The 15,318-nt window shown below is 61.5% G+C and carries 14 protein-coding genes; 6 read left to right on the forward strand and 8 right to left on the reverse strand.

The window, feature by feature from the left end; genetic code table 11:
- Nucleotides 1-76: 76 nt before the first annotated feature.
- Together ACS5RD_RS16380 and ACS5RD_RS16385 are read right to left on the reverse strand one after the other, a co-directional pair.
- Nucleotides 77-541 carry a DNA polymerase III subunit chi gene (locus ACS5RD_RS16380; RefSeq protein WP_489928283.1) on the reverse strand — a complete coding sequence of 155 codons (465 nt, stop codon included), beginning with the start codon at nt 539-541 and terminating at the stop codon, nt 77-79.
- Nucleotides 542-602: 61 nt separating this feature from the next.
- Nucleotides 603-2,075 (reverse strand): leucyl aminopeptidase, encoded by a 1,473-nt coding sequence (locus ACS5RD_RS16385; protein ID WP_489928284.1) that lies wholly within the window; start codon nt 2,073-2,075, stop codon nt 603-605.
- 147 nt (nt 2,076-2,222) lie between these two features.
- Here ACS5RD_RS16385 and lptF point away from each other — a divergent pair, with 147 nt between their 5' ends.
- The 6 genes from lptF to rsmA are packed head-to-tail and all read left to right on the forward strand — an operon-like array spanning nt 2,223 to nt 9,689.
- Nucleotides 2,223-3,341 (forward strand): LPS export ABC transporter permease LptF, encoded by a 1,119-nt coding sequence (lptF, locus tag ACS5RD_RS16390; RefSeq protein ID WP_489928285.1) that lies wholly within the window; start codon nt 2,223-2,225, stop codon nt 3,339-3,341.
- Nucleotides 3,338-4,423, forward strand: coding sequence for an LPS export ABC transporter permease LptG (gene lptG, locus ACS5RD_RS16395; RefSeq protein WP_489931396.1), 1,086 nt, complete (start codon nt 3,338-3,340; stop codon nt 4,421-4,423). Before lptF ends, lptG begins: the two co-directional genes overlap by 4 nt.
- Nucleotides 4,423-6,573, forward strand: coding sequence for an LPS-assembly protein LptD (locus ACS5RD_RS16400; RefSeq protein ID WP_489928286.1), 2,151 nt, complete (start codon nt 4,423-4,425; stop codon nt 6,571-6,573). The genes lptG and ACS5RD_RS16400 overlap by 1 nt, the downstream gene beginning before the upstream one ends.
- A complete protein-coding gene (locus tag ACS5RD_RS16405) occupies nt 6,527-7,801 on the forward strand; it encodes a peptidylprolyl isomerase (protein ID WP_489928287.1) in 1,275 nt (424 codons plus the stop codon). The genes ACS5RD_RS16400 and ACS5RD_RS16405 overlap by 47 nt, the downstream gene beginning before the upstream one ends.
- A gap of 24 nt (nt 7,802-7,825) precedes the next feature.
- A complete protein-coding gene (gene pdxA / locus ACS5RD_RS16410; protein ID WP_489928288.1) occupies nt 7,826-8,794 on the forward strand; it encodes a 4-hydroxythreonine-4-phosphate dehydrogenase PdxA in 969 nt (322 codons plus the stop codon).
- A 52-nt stretch (nt 8,795-8,846) separates the two neighbouring features.
- On the forward strand, nt 8,847-9,689 hold the full coding sequence (gene rsmA, locus ACS5RD_RS16415; protein ID WP_054009101.1) for a 16S rRNA (adenine(1518)-N(6)/adenine(1519)-N(6))-dimethyltransferase RsmA: 843 nt from the start codon (nt 8,847-8,849) through the stop codon (nt 9,687-9,689).
- A gap of 72 nt (nt 9,690-9,761) precedes the next feature.
- Here the strand turns inward: rsmA and ACS5RD_RS16420 are convergent, their stop codons facing one another.
- The 6 genes from ACS5RD_RS16420 to speB all read right to left on the reverse strand — a co-directional run bounded on the left by ACS5RD_RS16420 (nt 9,762) and on the right by speB (nt 15,244).
- Nucleotides 9,762-10,865 carry a DUF4167 domain-containing protein gene (locus tag ACS5RD_RS16420; RefSeq protein WP_489928289.1) on the reverse strand — a complete coding sequence of 368 codons (1,104 nt, stop codon included), beginning with the start codon at nt 10,863-10,865 and terminating at the stop codon, nt 9,762-9,764.
- A gap of 192 nt (nt 10,866-11,057) precedes the next feature.
- Nucleotides 11,058-11,915, reverse strand: a complete 858-nt coding sequence (gene prmC / locus ACS5RD_RS16425) for a peptide chain release factor N(5)-glutamine methyltransferase (RefSeq protein ID WP_489928290.1) — start codon at nt 11,913-11,915, stop codon at nt 11,058-11,060.
- A complete protein-coding gene (gene prfA, locus ACS5RD_RS16430) occupies nt 11,912-12,967 on the reverse strand; it encodes a peptide chain release factor 1 (RefSeq protein ID WP_489928291.1) in 1,056 nt (351 codons plus the stop codon). Before prfA ends, prmC begins: the two co-directional genes overlap by 4 nt.
- Before the next feature lie 70 nt (nt 12,968-13,037).
- On the reverse strand, nt 13,038-13,631 hold the full coding sequence (locus ACS5RD_RS16435) for a CHAP domain-containing protein (protein ID WP_489928292.1): 594 nt from the start codon (nt 13,629-13,631) through the stop codon (nt 13,038-13,040).
- A gap of 195 nt (nt 13,632-13,826) precedes the next feature.
- Nucleotides 13,827-14,282, reverse strand: coding sequence for a DUF1499 domain-containing protein (locus ACS5RD_RS16440; protein ID WP_489928293.1), 456 nt, complete (start codon nt 14,280-14,282; stop codon nt 13,827-13,829).
- Complete coding sequence (gene speB / locus ACS5RD_RS16445; RefSeq protein WP_489928294.1) at nt 14,279-15,244, reverse strand: agmatinase; 966 nt, start codon at nt 15,242-15,244, stop codon at nt 14,279-14,281. The genes ACS5RD_RS16440 and speB overlap by 4 nt, the downstream gene beginning before the upstream one ends.
- Nucleotides 15,245-15,318: the final 74 nt, after the last annotated feature.

Consider the following 15,318-nt stretch of genomic DNA (forward strand, 5'->3'; position numbering starts at 1 on the left):
ATTTATAATAAATCAAGGGGTTATGGGGGGCTCGGTAAGGATTGGTTAACCATGTCGCGGTGCGCTGAAGCACACCCTACCGGGCAGCTTTTTCAGTCTTTTTCTCCCAGCGACCGCTTTCCTCGGACCAGTATTGCGCGGCCAGGCCTGAGCTGGTGAGGGTGATCCAGAGGCGGCGGGCACCGTTGAGGGCTGCTTCATCGGCACCATTGAATAGCACCCAGACCCGTTGCAGAGCCCCGGCCTCGGATGGCGTGGTTTCGGCGCCGTCGATCAGCATCAGCCCCTTGGCGGCGTTGGCGATGGCACCTTGGCCGAGCAGGATCGGTTGATCGGCATCATGCGGGCCGCCTTCGAGGCCATGCGGCAGGAAGCCGTCATCAGGGTGTATCCACAGCGCGGTGTCGAGCGCCGTCAGTGCCTGTTCATCGGTGCCGCGCAGCATGACTTTCCAACCTGCGGAGAGGGCGCGCGGCAGGATTGTCACCATGGTTTCTTGCGGCGTGGAGCGGGTCAGGTGGTAGAACATCGCAAGGCTCATGGCTGGGCGAGCCTTGCTAAGAAAGCTGAGTATTTAGGAAAGAGCAACTTGGGGCGTGGGGTCATTTCGACTCGTATTTGTCACGGATCAGGCGGTTCAGCGCCATCACGCCCCAGCCAGTCGCCCCTTTGGGAGCCAAGGTGCTGTCGGTTTTCAGCAAAGCCGTGCCTGCGATATCAAGGTGGCACCACGGGGTTTCATCCTTGACGAAGCGGCGCAGGAATTGTGCTGCGGTGATTGAGCCGCCATCGCGACCGCAAGAGTTGACGATATCGGCGACGCGGGATTTCAGTTTGTCATCATAGCCTTGGCCCATTGGCATCCGCCAAGCACCCTCGCCTTCCGCCCCCGCGGCTTTCAGAAAGGCGTTGCACAAGGCATCATCATTGGAGAATACGCCGGTGTTTTCATGGCCTAAAGCGACGATGATCGCGCCGGTCAGGGTGGCAAGGTTGATCATGCCCGACGGCTTGAAGCGTTCCTGCGCGTACCAGAGCACATCGGCCAGCACGAGGCGGCCTTCGGCGTCGGTGTTGATGACCTCGATCGTCACGCCCTTCATCGAGCGCACCACATCGCCGGGACGCTGGGCGCGGCCATCGGGCATATTCTCGACGATACCGACGAGGCCGACGACATTGGCGTTGGCACCGCGCAACGCAAGGGTGCGCATGACACCCGCGACGGTGGCAGCACCGCCCATATCCATCGTCATATCCTCCATCCCGCCCGCAGGCTTGATCGAGATGCCGCCGGTGTCGAACACCACACCTTTGCCGACCAAGGCAAAGGGCGGCTGATCTTTCGGGCCGCCGTTCCACTGCATGACGACGACCTTGGAGGGGCTTTCCGAACCTTGGCCGACGCCCAACAAAGCGTTCATCCCCAGTTTAGCGAGTTGGTCTTCCTCAAGGATTTCAACCTCAAGCCCGAGCTCCTGCATCGCGGCGAGGCGGGCAGCGAAATCATCGGTGGTCAGGATATTGGCGGGTTCATTGACCAGATCACGGGTGAAGAACACGCCTTCGGCGACCGCCGCCATCGGGGCGGCTTTGGCGGCGATCGCCTCGGGTTCGGCCACCGCGATCACCACCGGGCCGGGGCTTGGCGGCTGGCTGGATTTATGCGGGCTGAAATCATAGGCGCGCAGGGCGAGACCGAAGGACAGTTCAGCGGCTTGCGGATGCGCCTCGGCAATCAGCAAAGCGCCTGCGGGGGTCAGGCTGCGGGCGACGGCGGCGCCAGCTTTGCGCGCCTCGGTGACAGTGGCGCGGCGCGGCAGGCGGATCAGTTGCAGCGCATCGGCGGCAAGGCCCGCTGGAAAGGCCAGATCGAGGCTGTCGCCGGGTTTCAGCTTGGTCGCGGCCTCGGAGGCCATCGCGCGGGCCAAAGCGCCCTTGGTCAAGGCGTTCAACCTACGCGCCGCCGGGCTGGTCGGGCGGTCTGCATCAAACAGCAAGGCGATGCGCCCGGTTTGCTTTTGCAGCGCCTCGGGGCTGAAGGCTTGGAATTGAATGGCGATGGGATGGGACAAGGGGCTTCTCCGGGGCAATGTCGGGGGGCTTGCGGCGCGCTTGAGCGCAAGCTAGCGAAGGGGGACGGGGAAGGCCAGATACCAGTTTTCCCCGCCGGGGTTTTCCGCTAGGTTCGCGGCCAAGAGTTTTGGGGGGTTTGGTTTTAGGTGTCGAGATTCGACCGCTATCTGCTATCGCAACTGCTAGCGCTGTTCGGGTTTTTCTCGCTAGTGCTTGTGGCGGTCTATTGGGTGAACCGCGCGGTGGGTCTGTTTGATCAGCTGATCGGCGATGGTCAGTCCGCGATGGTGTTCTTGCAGTTCTCCTTGCTGACGCTGCCGAATGTGATCCGGCTCGTGCTGCCGATTTCGGCGTTTATCGGGGCGGTTTATGTCGCCAATCGGCTGATGTCGGAATCGGAACTGGTGGTGATGCAGGCGACTGGGTTTTCGGCGTTTCGGCTGGCGCGTCCGGTGTGGTATTTTGGGTTGATCGTCACCGGGATGATGCTGGTGCTGATGCATGTGCTGGTGCCCGAAAGCCGCAGTGCTTTGGCAGAACGCTCGGAGGCGATCTCGCAAAACGTCTCGGCGCGGTTTTTGAAGGATGGTCAGTTCATTCATCCCTCGGACGGCATTACGCTCTATATCCGCGAGATTGCGCCGACCGGAGAGTTGCTGGATCTGTTTCTGGCGGATGACCGTGTGGCGGAACAGCGCGCGCTTTACACCGCGAAGAAGGCGTTTTTTGCGCGGACTGATGCGGGGCCGAAGCTGCTGATGGTCGATGGCATGGTGCAGTTTTTGGGGCCGAAGGGGCAGTTGTCGGTGACGCGGTTTGCGGATTTCACCTATGATCTGGCGGGGTTGATGGCGGCTCCAGCTCTGCGGACGCGCAGTATGGCGGAATTGTCGACGCCCGAGTTGTTGGCCCCGACCCCGGCGGTGATGGCAGAGGTGCGGCAGACCGAGGCGAGTATGCTGTTTGAGGGCCATGACCGGATTGCGCAGCCGTTTATGGCGCTGGCGGCGGGGTTGATCGGGTTTTCCTCGCTGCTGCTGGGGGCGTTCAGTCGGTTCGGACTGTGGCGGCAGGTGGCGGTGGCGGTAGGGTTGCTGCTGGTGGTGCAGGCGATTGCGACGGTGGCGACGAGTGTCGGGGAGGATGTGCAGGGCGGCTGGATGCTGGCTTATGTCGCCCCCGTGGTCGGGATCGCGATTGGGGTATTTGAGCTGTGGTTGACGCAGAGACCACGGCGGGTGCCGAAGCTGGCGGTGGCAACATGACGCTGACCCTGTATATCGCACGGCGGTTTTTGAAGATGTTCGGGCTGGTGTTTGGCGTGTTCATGGCGATTTTGCTGCTGATCGACGTGATTGATCAGTTGCGCAAGGTTGGGGTGACCTTGGGCGGAGCGTTATATCTGTCGCTGCTGAATGTGCCGGAAAGCTTGTATCAGATCCTGCCGTTGATCATGATTTTGACGGCGATTGCGCTGTTTTTGGGGCTGGCGCGGTCGTCGGAGCTGGTGGTGGTGCGCGCGTCGGGTCGGTCGGGGTTGCAGTTTCTGCTGGCCCCGGTGGTGATGGCTTTGCTGATTGGGGCGGTGGCGGTGACGGTGTTCAACCCGTTGGTGGCCGCGACCTCGAAGGCCTATGACCGTTTGTCGGCGCAGCGTGGGCAAGAGGGCTCGCTGCTGTCGCTGTCGGAGGATGGCTTGTGGATGCGGCAGGGCAATGCGGCAGGACAATCGGTGATCAAGGCCGTACGCAGCGATCCCGATGGCACGACGTTGCAGGGCGTCACCGTGATCACCTTCAACCCGGAAGGCACGCCAACGCAGCGGATTGAGGCCACATCGGCGCAACTGCTGCCGGGCGAATGGCTGCTGCATGGCGCGAAGCGCTGGTCGTTGACCGATTTCAACCCTGAACAGACAGCGCTTGCGTCGGCTGTGGATATGCGCCTGCCCACCGATCTGACCCAAGACCGCCTACGCGACGGCTTTGGTGATCCTTCGTCTGTGGCGTTCTGGGCCCTGCCCTCGTATATCAAAGCCTTGGAGCGGGCTGGCTTTTCGGCGCGCAGCTATCAGGTGTGGATGCAGATGGAGCTGGCCTTGCCGGTCTTGCTTGCGGCGATGGTGCTGATTGCGGCGGGCTTTACAATGCGCCATGCGCGCTTTGGTAAGACCGGACAGATGGTGCTGCTGGCGCTGCTTGGTGGATTTTTGATCTTTTTCCTGCGCAACTTTGCGCAGGTTTTGGGGCAAAACGGCCAGATTCCAATCTTACTGGCGGCTTGGAGCCCACCGATTGCGGCGGCGTTTCTGGCGCTTGGGTTATTGCTGCATCTGGAGGATGGCTGATGTTGCGTCTTATTAGCCTACTCACTACGCTGTTGTTCGCCCTGCCCGCGCTGGCGCAGGACGCCATCTCTACGCAAGAACGGGCCACTCTGGTCGCCGATGCGCTGCAAATTCAGGACAACTCCACCCTGATCGCGCGCGGCCATGTCGAGATTTTCTACCAAGGCCAGAAGCTGACCGCACAAAGCGTCACCTATGATCAGGCCAATGATCGTTTGCTGATTGAAGGCCCGATCGTGCTGAGCGATGGCAAGGGCATGGTGATTTTGGCCAGCCAAGCCGAGATGAGCGCTGATTTCACACAAGGGGTTTTGACCTCGGCGCGGCTGGTGCTGCAGCAACAGTTGCAACTGGCCGCAGCGGAAATTCAGCGGGTGGATGGACGCTATACCGCGATGCAGCGGGTGGTGGCCTCCAGTTGTAAGGTTTGTGCGGGCAGTTCGACGCCGTTGTGGGAAATCCGCGCCCGCCGCGTGGTGCATGATCAGACCGAGCGGCAGCTTTACTTCGATCACGCACAGTTCCGCTTGGGCGGCGTCCCCATCGCCTATATTCCGCGTCTGCGGATGCCCGACCCGACATTGAAGCGCGCCTCAGGTTTTCTGCTGCCGTCGCTGAAGAACAATTCCAACTTTGGCACCGGGCTGATGCTGCCCTATTTCATCAAAATGGGCGACAGCCGCGATTTGACCGTGACGCCGTTTTTCACCACCAAGGGCAGCCGCACGGTCAATCTGCGCTATCGGCAGGCGTTTGCGACCGGCGGCATTGAAATTTCAGGCGGGGTGTCTCGCGATGATCTTCGCCCTGGTGAGACGCGCGGTTATGTGCTGGGCACTGGCGAATTTGCCTTGCCGCGCGGCTTTACGCTGGATTTGCGGGTCGAGGCGGTCAGCGACCCGGCTTATATCCTCGATTATGACTATCCAACCGTTGACCGTCTGGAAAGCCGCGCCGAGGTCAGCCGGACGCGGCGCAATGAATATATCTCGGGGCGGTTGATCGCGTTTCACTCGATCCGCGACGGCGAAGACAACGCCACTCTGCCGTCACGCATGGCAGATTTGACCTATCACCGTCGCTTTACCTTGGGTGGTTGGGGCGGCGAAGGTGGCTTTGAGTTGCAGGCGCATGGCCATGAGCGCACCTCGACTGATGCCTTGTCCGACAGCAACAGCGATGGCATCGCCGACGGCCGCGACATGCAACGGGTGTCGCTGCGCGCCGATTGGCGCAAGAACTTCCTGCTGGACAATGGCATGGAAGCGGCAGTGCTGGGCGAGGCTGCGGCAGATTTCTACATGATCGGGCAGGATGCGGTCTATGAAGGCAGCAAGACCCGATCCCACGCTGCAGTTGGGGCCGAGCTGCGCTGGCCTTGGGTGAAATCGCAGGCCAATGGCGTCAGCCAAGTGATCGAGCCGGTAATGCAGATCGTGCTGGCCTCGCGCACCGGAAGCTCGATCCCGAATGAGGATTCGACGCTGGTTGAGTTTGACGAGGCCAATCTGTTTGATCTCAGCCGTTTTCCGGGGGCAGATGCGGTGGAGAATGGCACGCGGGCGAATTTGGGCGTCAGTTATTTGCGGCTGGACCCGAATGGCTGGACCTTAGGCGTGACCGTGGGCCGGGTGCTGCGGACCGAAGATTTGGGGCAATTCAGTGCAGGATCGGGCCTTGGCGGGGTCAGTTCGGATTGGATGGCGTCTTGGCAGTTGGATATGGCTGGATTTAATCTGGCCAATCGGCTGTTGTTTGATGATAATTTCACCATGACCAAAGCCGAACTGCAGGCGGCCTATACCGGCGAACGCTTTGCGGTGATCACGGGCTATGTCCATACCGAGGCGGATGCGACAGAAAATCGACTGACCCCGATCTCCGAGCTGACCTTGGCCACCAGTTATCGGCTGACGGATAACTGGACGGGGCGCGTCGCGAGCCGCTATGATTTTGAAGCCGAGCGCGCGGCGAAGGCCGGGCTGGGGCTGACCTTCCGCAACGAATGTTTGCTGGTCGATCTTTCTCTCTCGCGTCGGTTCACGTCCTCGACTAGTGTGAAACCGACCACGGATTTCGGGCTTTCGGTGGAACTATTGGGCTTTGGCGGCAGCTCTGCGCCGGGGCCCGCGCGTCAATGCAGACGCTAGGATAAGAAACGGACGACGGCAGGTGATCATGGTGCGACCCGCAGGTATAACGATGGTTTTGGCGCTGATGGCGTCGATTGGCTTTGGCGCAGCTGTAAGCGCCGGGCCTTTTACGCCGATCAAGATCGTCAACGATCAGGCGATCACCCAGTTTGAGTTTGAGCAGCGCGTGCTGTTCATGCAGCTGTTGCGCCAACCGGGGGATCTGGAAAAAGCGGCGATGTCATCGTTGGTCGATGACCGTCTGCGGATGTCGGCGGCCAAGCAGTTTGGCGTCAAGATCGGCCCGGAGCAATTGAAAGCCGGGATGGAGGAATTCGCCTCCCGCGCCAATCTGACCGCCGAGAAGTTTGTCGAAATCGTCGGTCAAGCCGGGGTGCAGCCGGAAACTTTCCGCGATTTTGTCGAATCCGGGCTGGTGTGGCGGGAAATTATTCGCGGTAAATTCGCGCCAACGGTGTCGATCTCAGAAACCCAGATCGACCGGGCTTTGGCGAATGGCAGACCATTGGCGGCGTTGCAGGTCAAACTGTCCGAGATCGTGATCCCGGCTACGGGGGCTGGGCGCACGGCGGCGTTGCAGAAGGCCGACCATTTGCGCCTGCTGCTGCGCGGCGGTGAGGATTTCGCAGGCTTGGCACGGCAAAACTCCAGTGCGGCCTCGGCGGGGCGCGGTGGGGCGTTGGATTGGATGCTGTTGACCGAATTGAAGCCCGATGCGGCGAAAGCGGTGCGCAGTCTGGCGCCCGGTCAGATTTCGGCGCCAGTGGTGCTGGATGATCAGGTGGTGATCTATCAGTTGCAGGAACAAAAGCAGGAGATGGTGAAGCCTTCGGGTGGCATCGTGGTGGATTATGCCGCGTTTTTGCTGCCGGACGATGGCGTCTCTGCTGCCAAAGTGCGGGCCAACGTGGATACCTGCAACGATCTTTACGCGGTGGCCAAGGGGCTTCCTGCGGATCGGCTGATCCGGGAAACCCTGCCGCAAGGCCAAGTGCCGCGCGATCTGGCGGGGGCGTTGTCGGTGCTGGATGCAGGCGAATCCTCTACCGCCGTCACGCGGGGCGGCTGGCGGGTGTTTTTGATGCTGTGCCGCAGAGGTCCGCCAGAAAACGAGATGCCCAGCCGCGATGAGGTGAAACTTCAGCTGACCAATCAGGTTTTGGGCGCGCAGGCGGATATTTATCTGGAAGAGCTGCGCTCTGAAGCCCAGATTCGTACACCATGATCCGCACGCCATGAGACCGCCCGCATGACACTTCCCGTTGCGCTGACCTGTGGCGACCCGTCAGGGGTCGGCCCGGAATTGGCATTGGCGGCACGCGCGGTTTTGGGCGCGGCGCTGCCGCTGTTTTGGATCGGTGATCCGCGGCATTTGGGATCAGATGCGTTTCAAGAGATTGCCTCGCCTGCTGAGGCGGCGGCGGTGTCCGGGCATTTGCTGCCAGTTCTGCCGCACCGCTTTGCCAGCCCTGCCCTGCCCGGCCAACCTGCGCCGGAAAACGCCGCTGGGGTGATTGCGGTGATTGAGCGCGCGGTGGCTTGGGTGCAAAGGGGCGAGGCTTCGGCGATCTGCACCGCCCCGATCCACAAGAAAGCGCTGAAGGATGGCGCGGGCTTTGCCTTTCCCGGCCATACCGAGTTTCTGGCCCATCTGGCAAGCGTTGACCGCGTGGTGATGATGCTGGCCTCGCCGCTGCTGCGGGTGGTGCCGGTGACCATCCATATCGCGATTGCGGATGTGCCGGGGGCTTTGACGGCGGAGTTGCTGGAGGACACCATTCGGATCACCGACTCGGGCTTGCGGCGGGATTTCGGGTTGGTGCGGCCTCGGCTGGCGGTAGCGGGGTTGAACCCGCATGCGGGTGAAGGTGGGGCGATGGGGTGGGAGGAAATCAACTTGATCGCCCCTGTGCTGGAGCGACTGCGGGCGGAGAGCTTTGACCTGCGCGGGCCTGCGTCGGCTGACACGATGTTCCATCCTCGTGCGCGCGAAGCCTATGATGCGGCGATCTGTATGTATCATGATCAGGCGCTGATCCCGATTAAGACGCTGGATTTCGATGGTGGAGTGAATGTGACCTTGGGGCTGCCGTTCGTGCGGACCTCGCCGGACCATGGTACGGCGTATGATATTGCGGGCAAGGGGTTGGCGCGGCCTGACAGTTTGATTGCGGCGCTGCGGATGGCGCATCAGATGGCAGCGGCGCGCTTGGGGTAAACCGCTGGGGCCAGCCCCAGACCCCGGGATATTTGAACACAGAGGATGAGTTATGGGCACGATTGACGGGTTGCCGCCTCTGCGTGAGGTGATCAAGGCGCATGATCTGGTGGCAAAAAAGCAGTTGGGGCAGAACTTTCTGCTCGATCTGAACCTGACCGCCAAGATTGCGCGGTTGGCGGGGGATCTGTCGGCTTGTGATGTGCTGGAGGTAGGCCCCGGCCCCGGTGGGCTGACGCGCGGGCTGCTGGTGGAAGGCGCGCGGCGGGTGCTGGCGGTCGAGAAAGACCCACGCTGTGTGCCTGCGCTGCAGGAGATCGGCGCGGCCTATCCGGGGCGGTTGGAGATTATCAACGCCGATGCGATGGAGATCGACGTGCTGGGGCATCTCAACGCGCCGGTGCGGGTGGTGGCGAACCTGCCCTACAATGTTGGCACCGAATTGCTGATCCGCTGGCTGACGCCGAAGGTCTGGCCGCCGTTCTGGCAGAGCCTGACGCTGATGTTTCAGAAAGAGGTGGCCGAGCGGATCGTGGCCAAGCCGCGCACCGATCACTATGGCCGTTTGGCGCTGCTGGTGGGCTGGCGCTGCGATGCCAAAATCGTGATGCATCTGCCGCCCGAGGCGTTTACGCCCGCGCCGAAGGTCCATTCGGCGGTGGTGCATCTGACGCGGTTGGAGCAGCCTCGGTTTCCCGCCGATGAAGCGGTGCTGAACCGGATCACCACCATGGCCTTCGGGCAGCGCCGCAAGATGCTGCGCTCTAGTCTGAAGGGCATGGGGCCTGCGATTGAGGCGCAGCTGGAGGCGGCGGGGATACCGCCTACTGCGCGGGCAGAGGAAATTGAATTAGAGCGGTTTTGCGCCTTGGCGCGGATTGTGGCCGCAGGCTGACGCTTTTCTCCCAGCCTTGGAACGCAAAAAGCCCGCACTTGGCGGGCTTTTTGGTGGGGATTTGTTGAGCGTCTATTCTGCGGCTTCGGATTTGTCCGGGGTGGCTTCCACAGCGGCAGGCTTTTTCTGCCGGGGCGCGCGGGTGGTTTTTGGCGCAGCTTCCAATCCGGGCAAAATCTCGGCCACTGGTTTAGGCGCACGCGGCGCACGGGTTTTGACCGGAGCAGCAGCGGCGGCTTCAACTTGGGCAACAAGCGCCGCGGGCGATTCAAAGCGCGGCGCTTCAACGCGGGGTGCTTCTGTGCGGGGGGCTTCAACGCGGGGCGTTTCAACTCGCGGGGTGTCGACGCGGGGTGTCTCAACGGCGGTTTCTTCGCGGGTGGTTACGAAACGCGGCGCCTCAGCGCGGGGATGTTCGGCGCGCGGGGCATCATTGCGCGGCTGCTCTGCGCGAGGTTGATCGTTGCGCGGTTGCTCAGCGCGCGGCTGATCGTTGCGCGGCGCACGTTGCTCGCGGTTTTTGTCATCCCGCGGGCGGTTGTTGTCTTGGCGGCGCTGTTGGTTGTTGTCGCGCTGTTGGTTATTCTGCTGATTGCCGTCGCGTTGCTGATTGTTGTCGCGCGGCTGGTTGTCGCGCTGCTGGTTGTCGCGCTGCTGGTTGTCGCGGCGGTAATTGTCTTGGCGCGGCGCTTGGCGGCTCACCTCGGGCAAATCAACCAAAGTATGTTCGTCTTCATCAACCACGCTGAAGCCGCCGGTATAGGGCTGCTCGGCATCACCCGCCTCGCTGCGTTCGGGGCGGTAATCGCCACGCTCATTGCGGTAATCTTGCCGATCGCGGTTGCCGTTCTGGTTGTTTTGGTTGTTCTGGCCGCTCTGATTATTTTGACCGCCCTGATACTGCTGGCGGCTTTCTTGCTCGGCGGCCATCTCGCGCGTGGCTTCGGCCAGCATGCGGGTGTAATGCTCGGCGTGTTGGCTGAAGTTTTCAGCGGCCACACGGTCGTTCGACCGCTGGGCGTCGCCCGCCAGCATTTGATATTTCTCGATGATCTGTTGCGGCGTGCCGCGCACTTTGCCTTCGGGGCCAGAGCTGTCGAAGACGCGGTTGATGATATTGCCGAGGGTGCGCGGGCGGTTCGTCTTTGAACGCGAACGGGACTTGGAAGAGCGCATCTTGTCCTTTGATCCAGATGGTCCGGGAATATGCGCCTGATCCTTTCGGGGATCGTCAGCCCCGTGGGGCATGGCAGCAATGACCGGGTTTGCGCGGGTCAGTGCCGAATTGCACCGAATGTCGCGTGGAATTGAATAATCACAGGGGGGGCGGTCTGACAAGCAGATTTTGCGATTATCCGGTGAAAACGGCTAGAGATTGCCGCACAAGTCGGCGTCCTGCGACTTTTGGGCGCAGATAACGCGATCGCGGCCATCAAGGTCTTGCAGGGTGCGGATGTTGATCAGGCCTTGGGCTGCAAGCAGCGCGGTGACGGCGGCGCGTTGGGTGGGGCCGATTTCCAGCAGCAGGCGGCCATGGGGCATCAAGCGGGCGGGCGCTTGGGTGGCGATTTTGCGGTAGGCATCCAGACCGTCGCCGCCGGGGGTGAGGGCGGCGTGCGGCTCCCATTGCAGCACATCAGGGCCGAGGTTGGGCATCTCATCGGCGGCGATATAGGGCGGGTTCGAGGTGATCAGGTCGAAGCGACCTTGGATATTGGCGCACCAGTCAGATTGGATGAATTTGGCGCGGTTCGTCAGGTTCAGGCGGGCGGCGTTTTGTTGCGCCACGTCGAGGGCTTTGGCCGAAAGATCAGAGCCGATACCACTCGCCATCGGCATATCGGCAAGGCAAGACAGCAGGATGCAGCCGGTGCCGGTGCCGAGGTCGAGCAGTTTCAGGAACGGGCGGGTTAGGGCTTCGGCCACCAGAATTTCGGTTTCGGGGCGCGGATCGAGGGTGTCTTGCGTGACTTTGAAGCTGCGGCCCCAGAATTGGCGCTGTCCGGTGATTTGCGATACGGGTTGGCGGTTGGCGCGGGCGGTGATTGCGGCGGCGTAAGCCGCCTTGGCCTGATCGGAGAGTGCGTCGGGCAGATGCAGGGTCAAGCGATCAGCTGCGATGCCCATCGCATGGGCCAGCAGCAAGCGGGCGTCGCGCGGGGCGTTGTCGATGCCAGCGGCGGTCAGCTGCGGAATGGCGGCGCGCAGGGCGTCTTGCGCCGTCATCCTTCCATCTCGGCCAGTTTGCTGGCTTGGTCGTGGGCGACCAGAGCATCGACCACTTCGCCCAGATCGCCCTGCATGATTTGGCCCAAAGAATAGAGTGTCAGGTTGATGCGGTGATCGGTCATCCGGCCTTGCGGGAAGTTATAGGTGCGGATGCGCTCGGAGCGATCCCCCGAGCCGACCTGAGATTTCCGTTCAGCGGCGCGGGCGTTATCGACGCGGGCGCGTTCCAGATCGAACAGCCGGGCGCGCAAAACCTGCATGGCGATTTCTTTGTTGCGGTGCTGCGATTTCTGCGCCGAGACGACAATCATGCCGGTGGGAATATGGGTGATCCTCACGGCGCTATCGGTGGTGTTGACGTGCTGACCACCTGCCCCAGAGGCGCGCATGGTGTCGATGCGGATGTCAGAGGCCGGGATCACCAGATCAACCTCCTCGGCCTCGGGCAGCACGGCGACAGTGGCGGCAGAGGTGTGGACGCGGCCCTGCGCTTCGGTTTCCGGCACACGTTGCACACGATGCACGCCGGATTCGAACTTCAGTTTGGCAAATACGCCCTCGCCCGCAATGTGGACTTGCACATCCTTGATGCCGCCGAGTTCGCTGTCTTGCTGTTCGAGGATTTCAAATGTCCAGCCCATCTTCTCGGCATAGCGCTGATACATCCTCAGCAAATCGGCGGCGAACAAAGCCGCCTCATCGCCGCCTGTGCCGGGGCGGATTTCGAGAATCGCCGGGCGGGCATCGGCGGCGTCTTTCGGCAGCAATGCGATTTGCAGCCGGGATTCCATCTCGGGGATGCGGGCTTTCAGCAGCGGCATCTCATCTTCCGCCAAAGCCTTCATTTCGGGATCGGCGAGCATGATCTCGGCTTCAGCCAGATCATCCAAGGCGCGGCGGTAGGCGACGATTTCATCCGCGACGGGCTTCAGATCGGAATATTCGCGCGACAACGTCGCAATCTCGGCGGGCGAGGCGCCTGCGTTCAGCTTGGCTTCGAGAAACTCGAAACGCTGGGTGATCTGGGCGAGTTTTTCTAACGGAACCATGCGGGGGGTTTGCAGAGTTCGGCGGCTTTGGTCAAGTCCAAGAGCGACACCTGCATCTTTGGTGCAACCACTAGGGCGTGGTTGCAAGCAACGTAGCCCGCGGTGCCGGTGGGTTCCAGATAAAGCCGTCAATCTGATAGGGCCGACCCAAAGTGTCGCCCGCGCTTGCGACTTTCACCACTGACCAATCGTTCTTGGTCGAGACATCCACCACGGTCATACCCAGCGAAATCTGGCTGGGCTTCCAGTTGGCGTGGTCAATCAAAATCTCCCGATCCGACACCACCTGCGACACCACAGCGACATGGCCTTTCGGCAGTTTGCGGGTCGACGAAAACGCCATCACCGCGCCGACCACAGGCTCGTGGCCACGGGCGAATTTACCCTTGGCCTTGTCCCACCAAGTGCCCGCATTGCCCATGATCTCAACCCCGCTGGCATCACGCGCGAAGGGCACGCACCAGACTTTTTGGCCGCGGGCACGCTTGGCTTTGGCATTGCCAATGGCTTTCGACACAAAGTTCGGGTTCAGCCCCGGCTGGATCAGATCGGGGTGGGCGGAAAGCATCGTCACTTCCGAATTGCTCGGCACGCAGGCGGCACTGAGGGCCAGAACGCCGCACAAAGCGGCCAAGCGTGGCAAATTACGGAAGGTTACAGCCATGTGAGTGTCCCAAGTCTTTTTGTGTTCTGTTTGGCGCAGAGGGCCTTGGTTAATCCAAGTTGTTTCTGCGCTGCGGCAGACATTCACTGATCCGTGACAAAGTTCAACAAACTGAAATATCTGTGGGCGAGAATCCGCCGCAGCTTTTTGCGCAATCGGCGAATAATGGACGATTCAGCGGAACCAAACGCAGTTTCAGGCGTTAAGTACGCTGATCCATGCCGTCAAACGGGCCGCATTGACGCCCCAATCGCCTTTGCCAAAGCGCTGGCGGGCATAAATCGTCACGCCCTCGGGGGTAGATTCGGCGGTGGTATAGTCGGGAAACCCCCAGAACGCTGAGCGGGTTTGCCAGGTGATCCGCCCGGTTTCCGCACTGCCCGCGATGCGCAGGGTGCGCGGGCTGGCCAGCGCGATGCCATCCAGTTTGGCCAGCAGCGCCTGCGTCTGATCGGTTGCGGCTGTCAGATCGACATAGGCCCCATTCGGCAAGGCGGTGACTCTATCCGGGCTCGGGGTGGCGATATCCAGAGGGCGCGGATTGAGGGCCACATGCCACAAGGATGGATTGGTCGGGGCAAGGCGAACAAACGCCATGGCCCCCGCCGCAACGATCAGGATCAAAACGGCGAGGGTCATGATTTTGGTCATCTTTGTGTTTTCGCCCAATGATAGAGACAGATCAATTCGTAGCCGACATGCGCGCCCGCGATGGCAGTAGCGCCGGTGGTGTCATAGGGCGGCGAGACTTCAACAATATCGCCGCCGATCATGTTGATGCCAGCCAGATCGCGCAAGATGGCTGCGGCTTGCCAAGAATGTAAGCCACCCCAGACCGGCGTGCCCGTGCCGGGGGCGACCGAGGGGTCGAGCGCGTCGATGTCGAAAGTGAGATAGGTCTGGTGATCATCGACGATGTCTTTGATCTTGGCGACCACCGCCGCCGTGCCGTTTTCATGCACCCAGCGGGCGTCGATGACGTTAAAGCCGAGATAATCCTCGGTCGTGGTGCGGATGCCGATCTGCACTGATCGTGTCGGGTCGACATAGCCCTGCTTCACAGCCTTATACATCATGGTGCCATGGTCGATGCGGGTCATGTCGTCATCGGGCCACAGATCGGAATGGGCGTCGAAATGGATCACGCTGAGGGGGCCGAATTTCTCGGCATAGGCGCGCAGAATCGGCAGCGTGATGTAGTGATCGCCGCCTAAGGTGATGGTGCCTGCGCCCGCCGCCAAGATTTTGCGGATATGCGCGGTGAGGGTATCGGGGAAATCTGAGGTCTTGGCATAGTCGAAGGCGCAGTCGCCGTAGTCGATGATGTTCATCTCATCAAGCGGGTTTGTCGGCCAGCCGTAGGGCGGATCATAGGGCTGCAAGCTGGAAGCCTCACGGATCGCGCGCGGACCAAAGCGCGTGCCGGTGCGGTGGGTGACGGCTTGGTCAAAGGCGACGCCGGTGATGGCCAGATCTACCCCGGTGAGGTCTTTGGTGTAGCTGCGGCGCAGGAATGAGGTCGCTCCCGAGAATGCGTTCTCAAAGGCATAGCCGCGCTGAGTGGTGCGGGCGAAAGCGGTATCGATTTCGGTTTTAGCGTCTTCTAGGGCCATGATTCTCTCGGAGATAACGGCGCTTGCGTCTTTATCCTCGGGCCGCAGCCCCAGCCGGAGACGCGCGGATCCGG

This window comes from Cypionkella sp. PAMC25878 (assembly GCF_058135695.1).

What these genes read in the sequence shown, in the direction of transcription:
- ACS5RD_RS16380 (WP_489928283.1), bottom strand. Translation starts at nt 541, where the DNA reads ATGAGCCTTGCGATGTTCTACCACCTGACCCGCTCCACGCCGCAAGAA.
- lptG (WP_489931396.1), top strand. Translation starts at nt 3,338, where the DNA reads ATGACGCTGACCCTGTATATCGCACGGCGGTTTTTGAAGATGTTCGGG.
- ACS5RD_RS16400 (WP_489928286.1), top strand. Translation starts at nt 4,423, where the DNA reads ATGTTGCGTCTTATTAGCCTACTCACTACGCTGTTGTTCGCCCTGCCC.
- pdxA (WP_489928288.1), top strand. Translation starts at nt 7,826, where the DNA reads ATGACACTTCCCGTTGCGCTGACCTGTGGCGACCCGTCAGGGGTCGGC.
- rsmA (WP_054009101.1), top strand. Translation starts at nt 8,847, where the DNA reads ATGGGCACGATTGACGGGTTGCCGCCTCTGCGTGAGGTGATCAAGGCG.
- ACS5RD_RS16420 (WP_489928289.1), bottom strand. Translation starts at nt 10,865, where the DNA reads ATGCGCTCTTCCAAGTCCCGTTCGCGTTCAAAGACGAACCGCCCGCGC.
- prmC (WP_489928290.1), bottom strand. Translation starts at nt 11,915, where the DNA reads ATGACGGCGCAAGACGCCCTGCGCGCCGCCATTCCGCAGCTGACCGCC.
- prfA (WP_489928291.1), bottom strand. Translation starts at nt 12,967, where the DNA reads ATGGTTCCGTTAGAAAAACTCGCCCAGATCACCCAGCGTTTCGAGTTT.
- ACS5RD_RS16435 (WP_489928292.1), bottom strand. Translation starts at nt 13,631, where the DNA reads ATGGCTGTAACCTTCCGTAATTTGCCACGCTTGGCCGCTTTGTGCGGC.
- ACS5RD_RS16440 (WP_489928293.1), bottom strand. Translation starts at nt 14,282, where the DNA reads ATGACCAAAATCATGACCCTCGCCGTTTTGATCCTGATCGTTGCGGCG.
- speB (WP_489928294.1), bottom strand. Translation starts at nt 15,244, where the DNA reads ATGGCCCTAGAAGACGCTAAAACCGAAATCGATACCGCTTTCGCCCGC.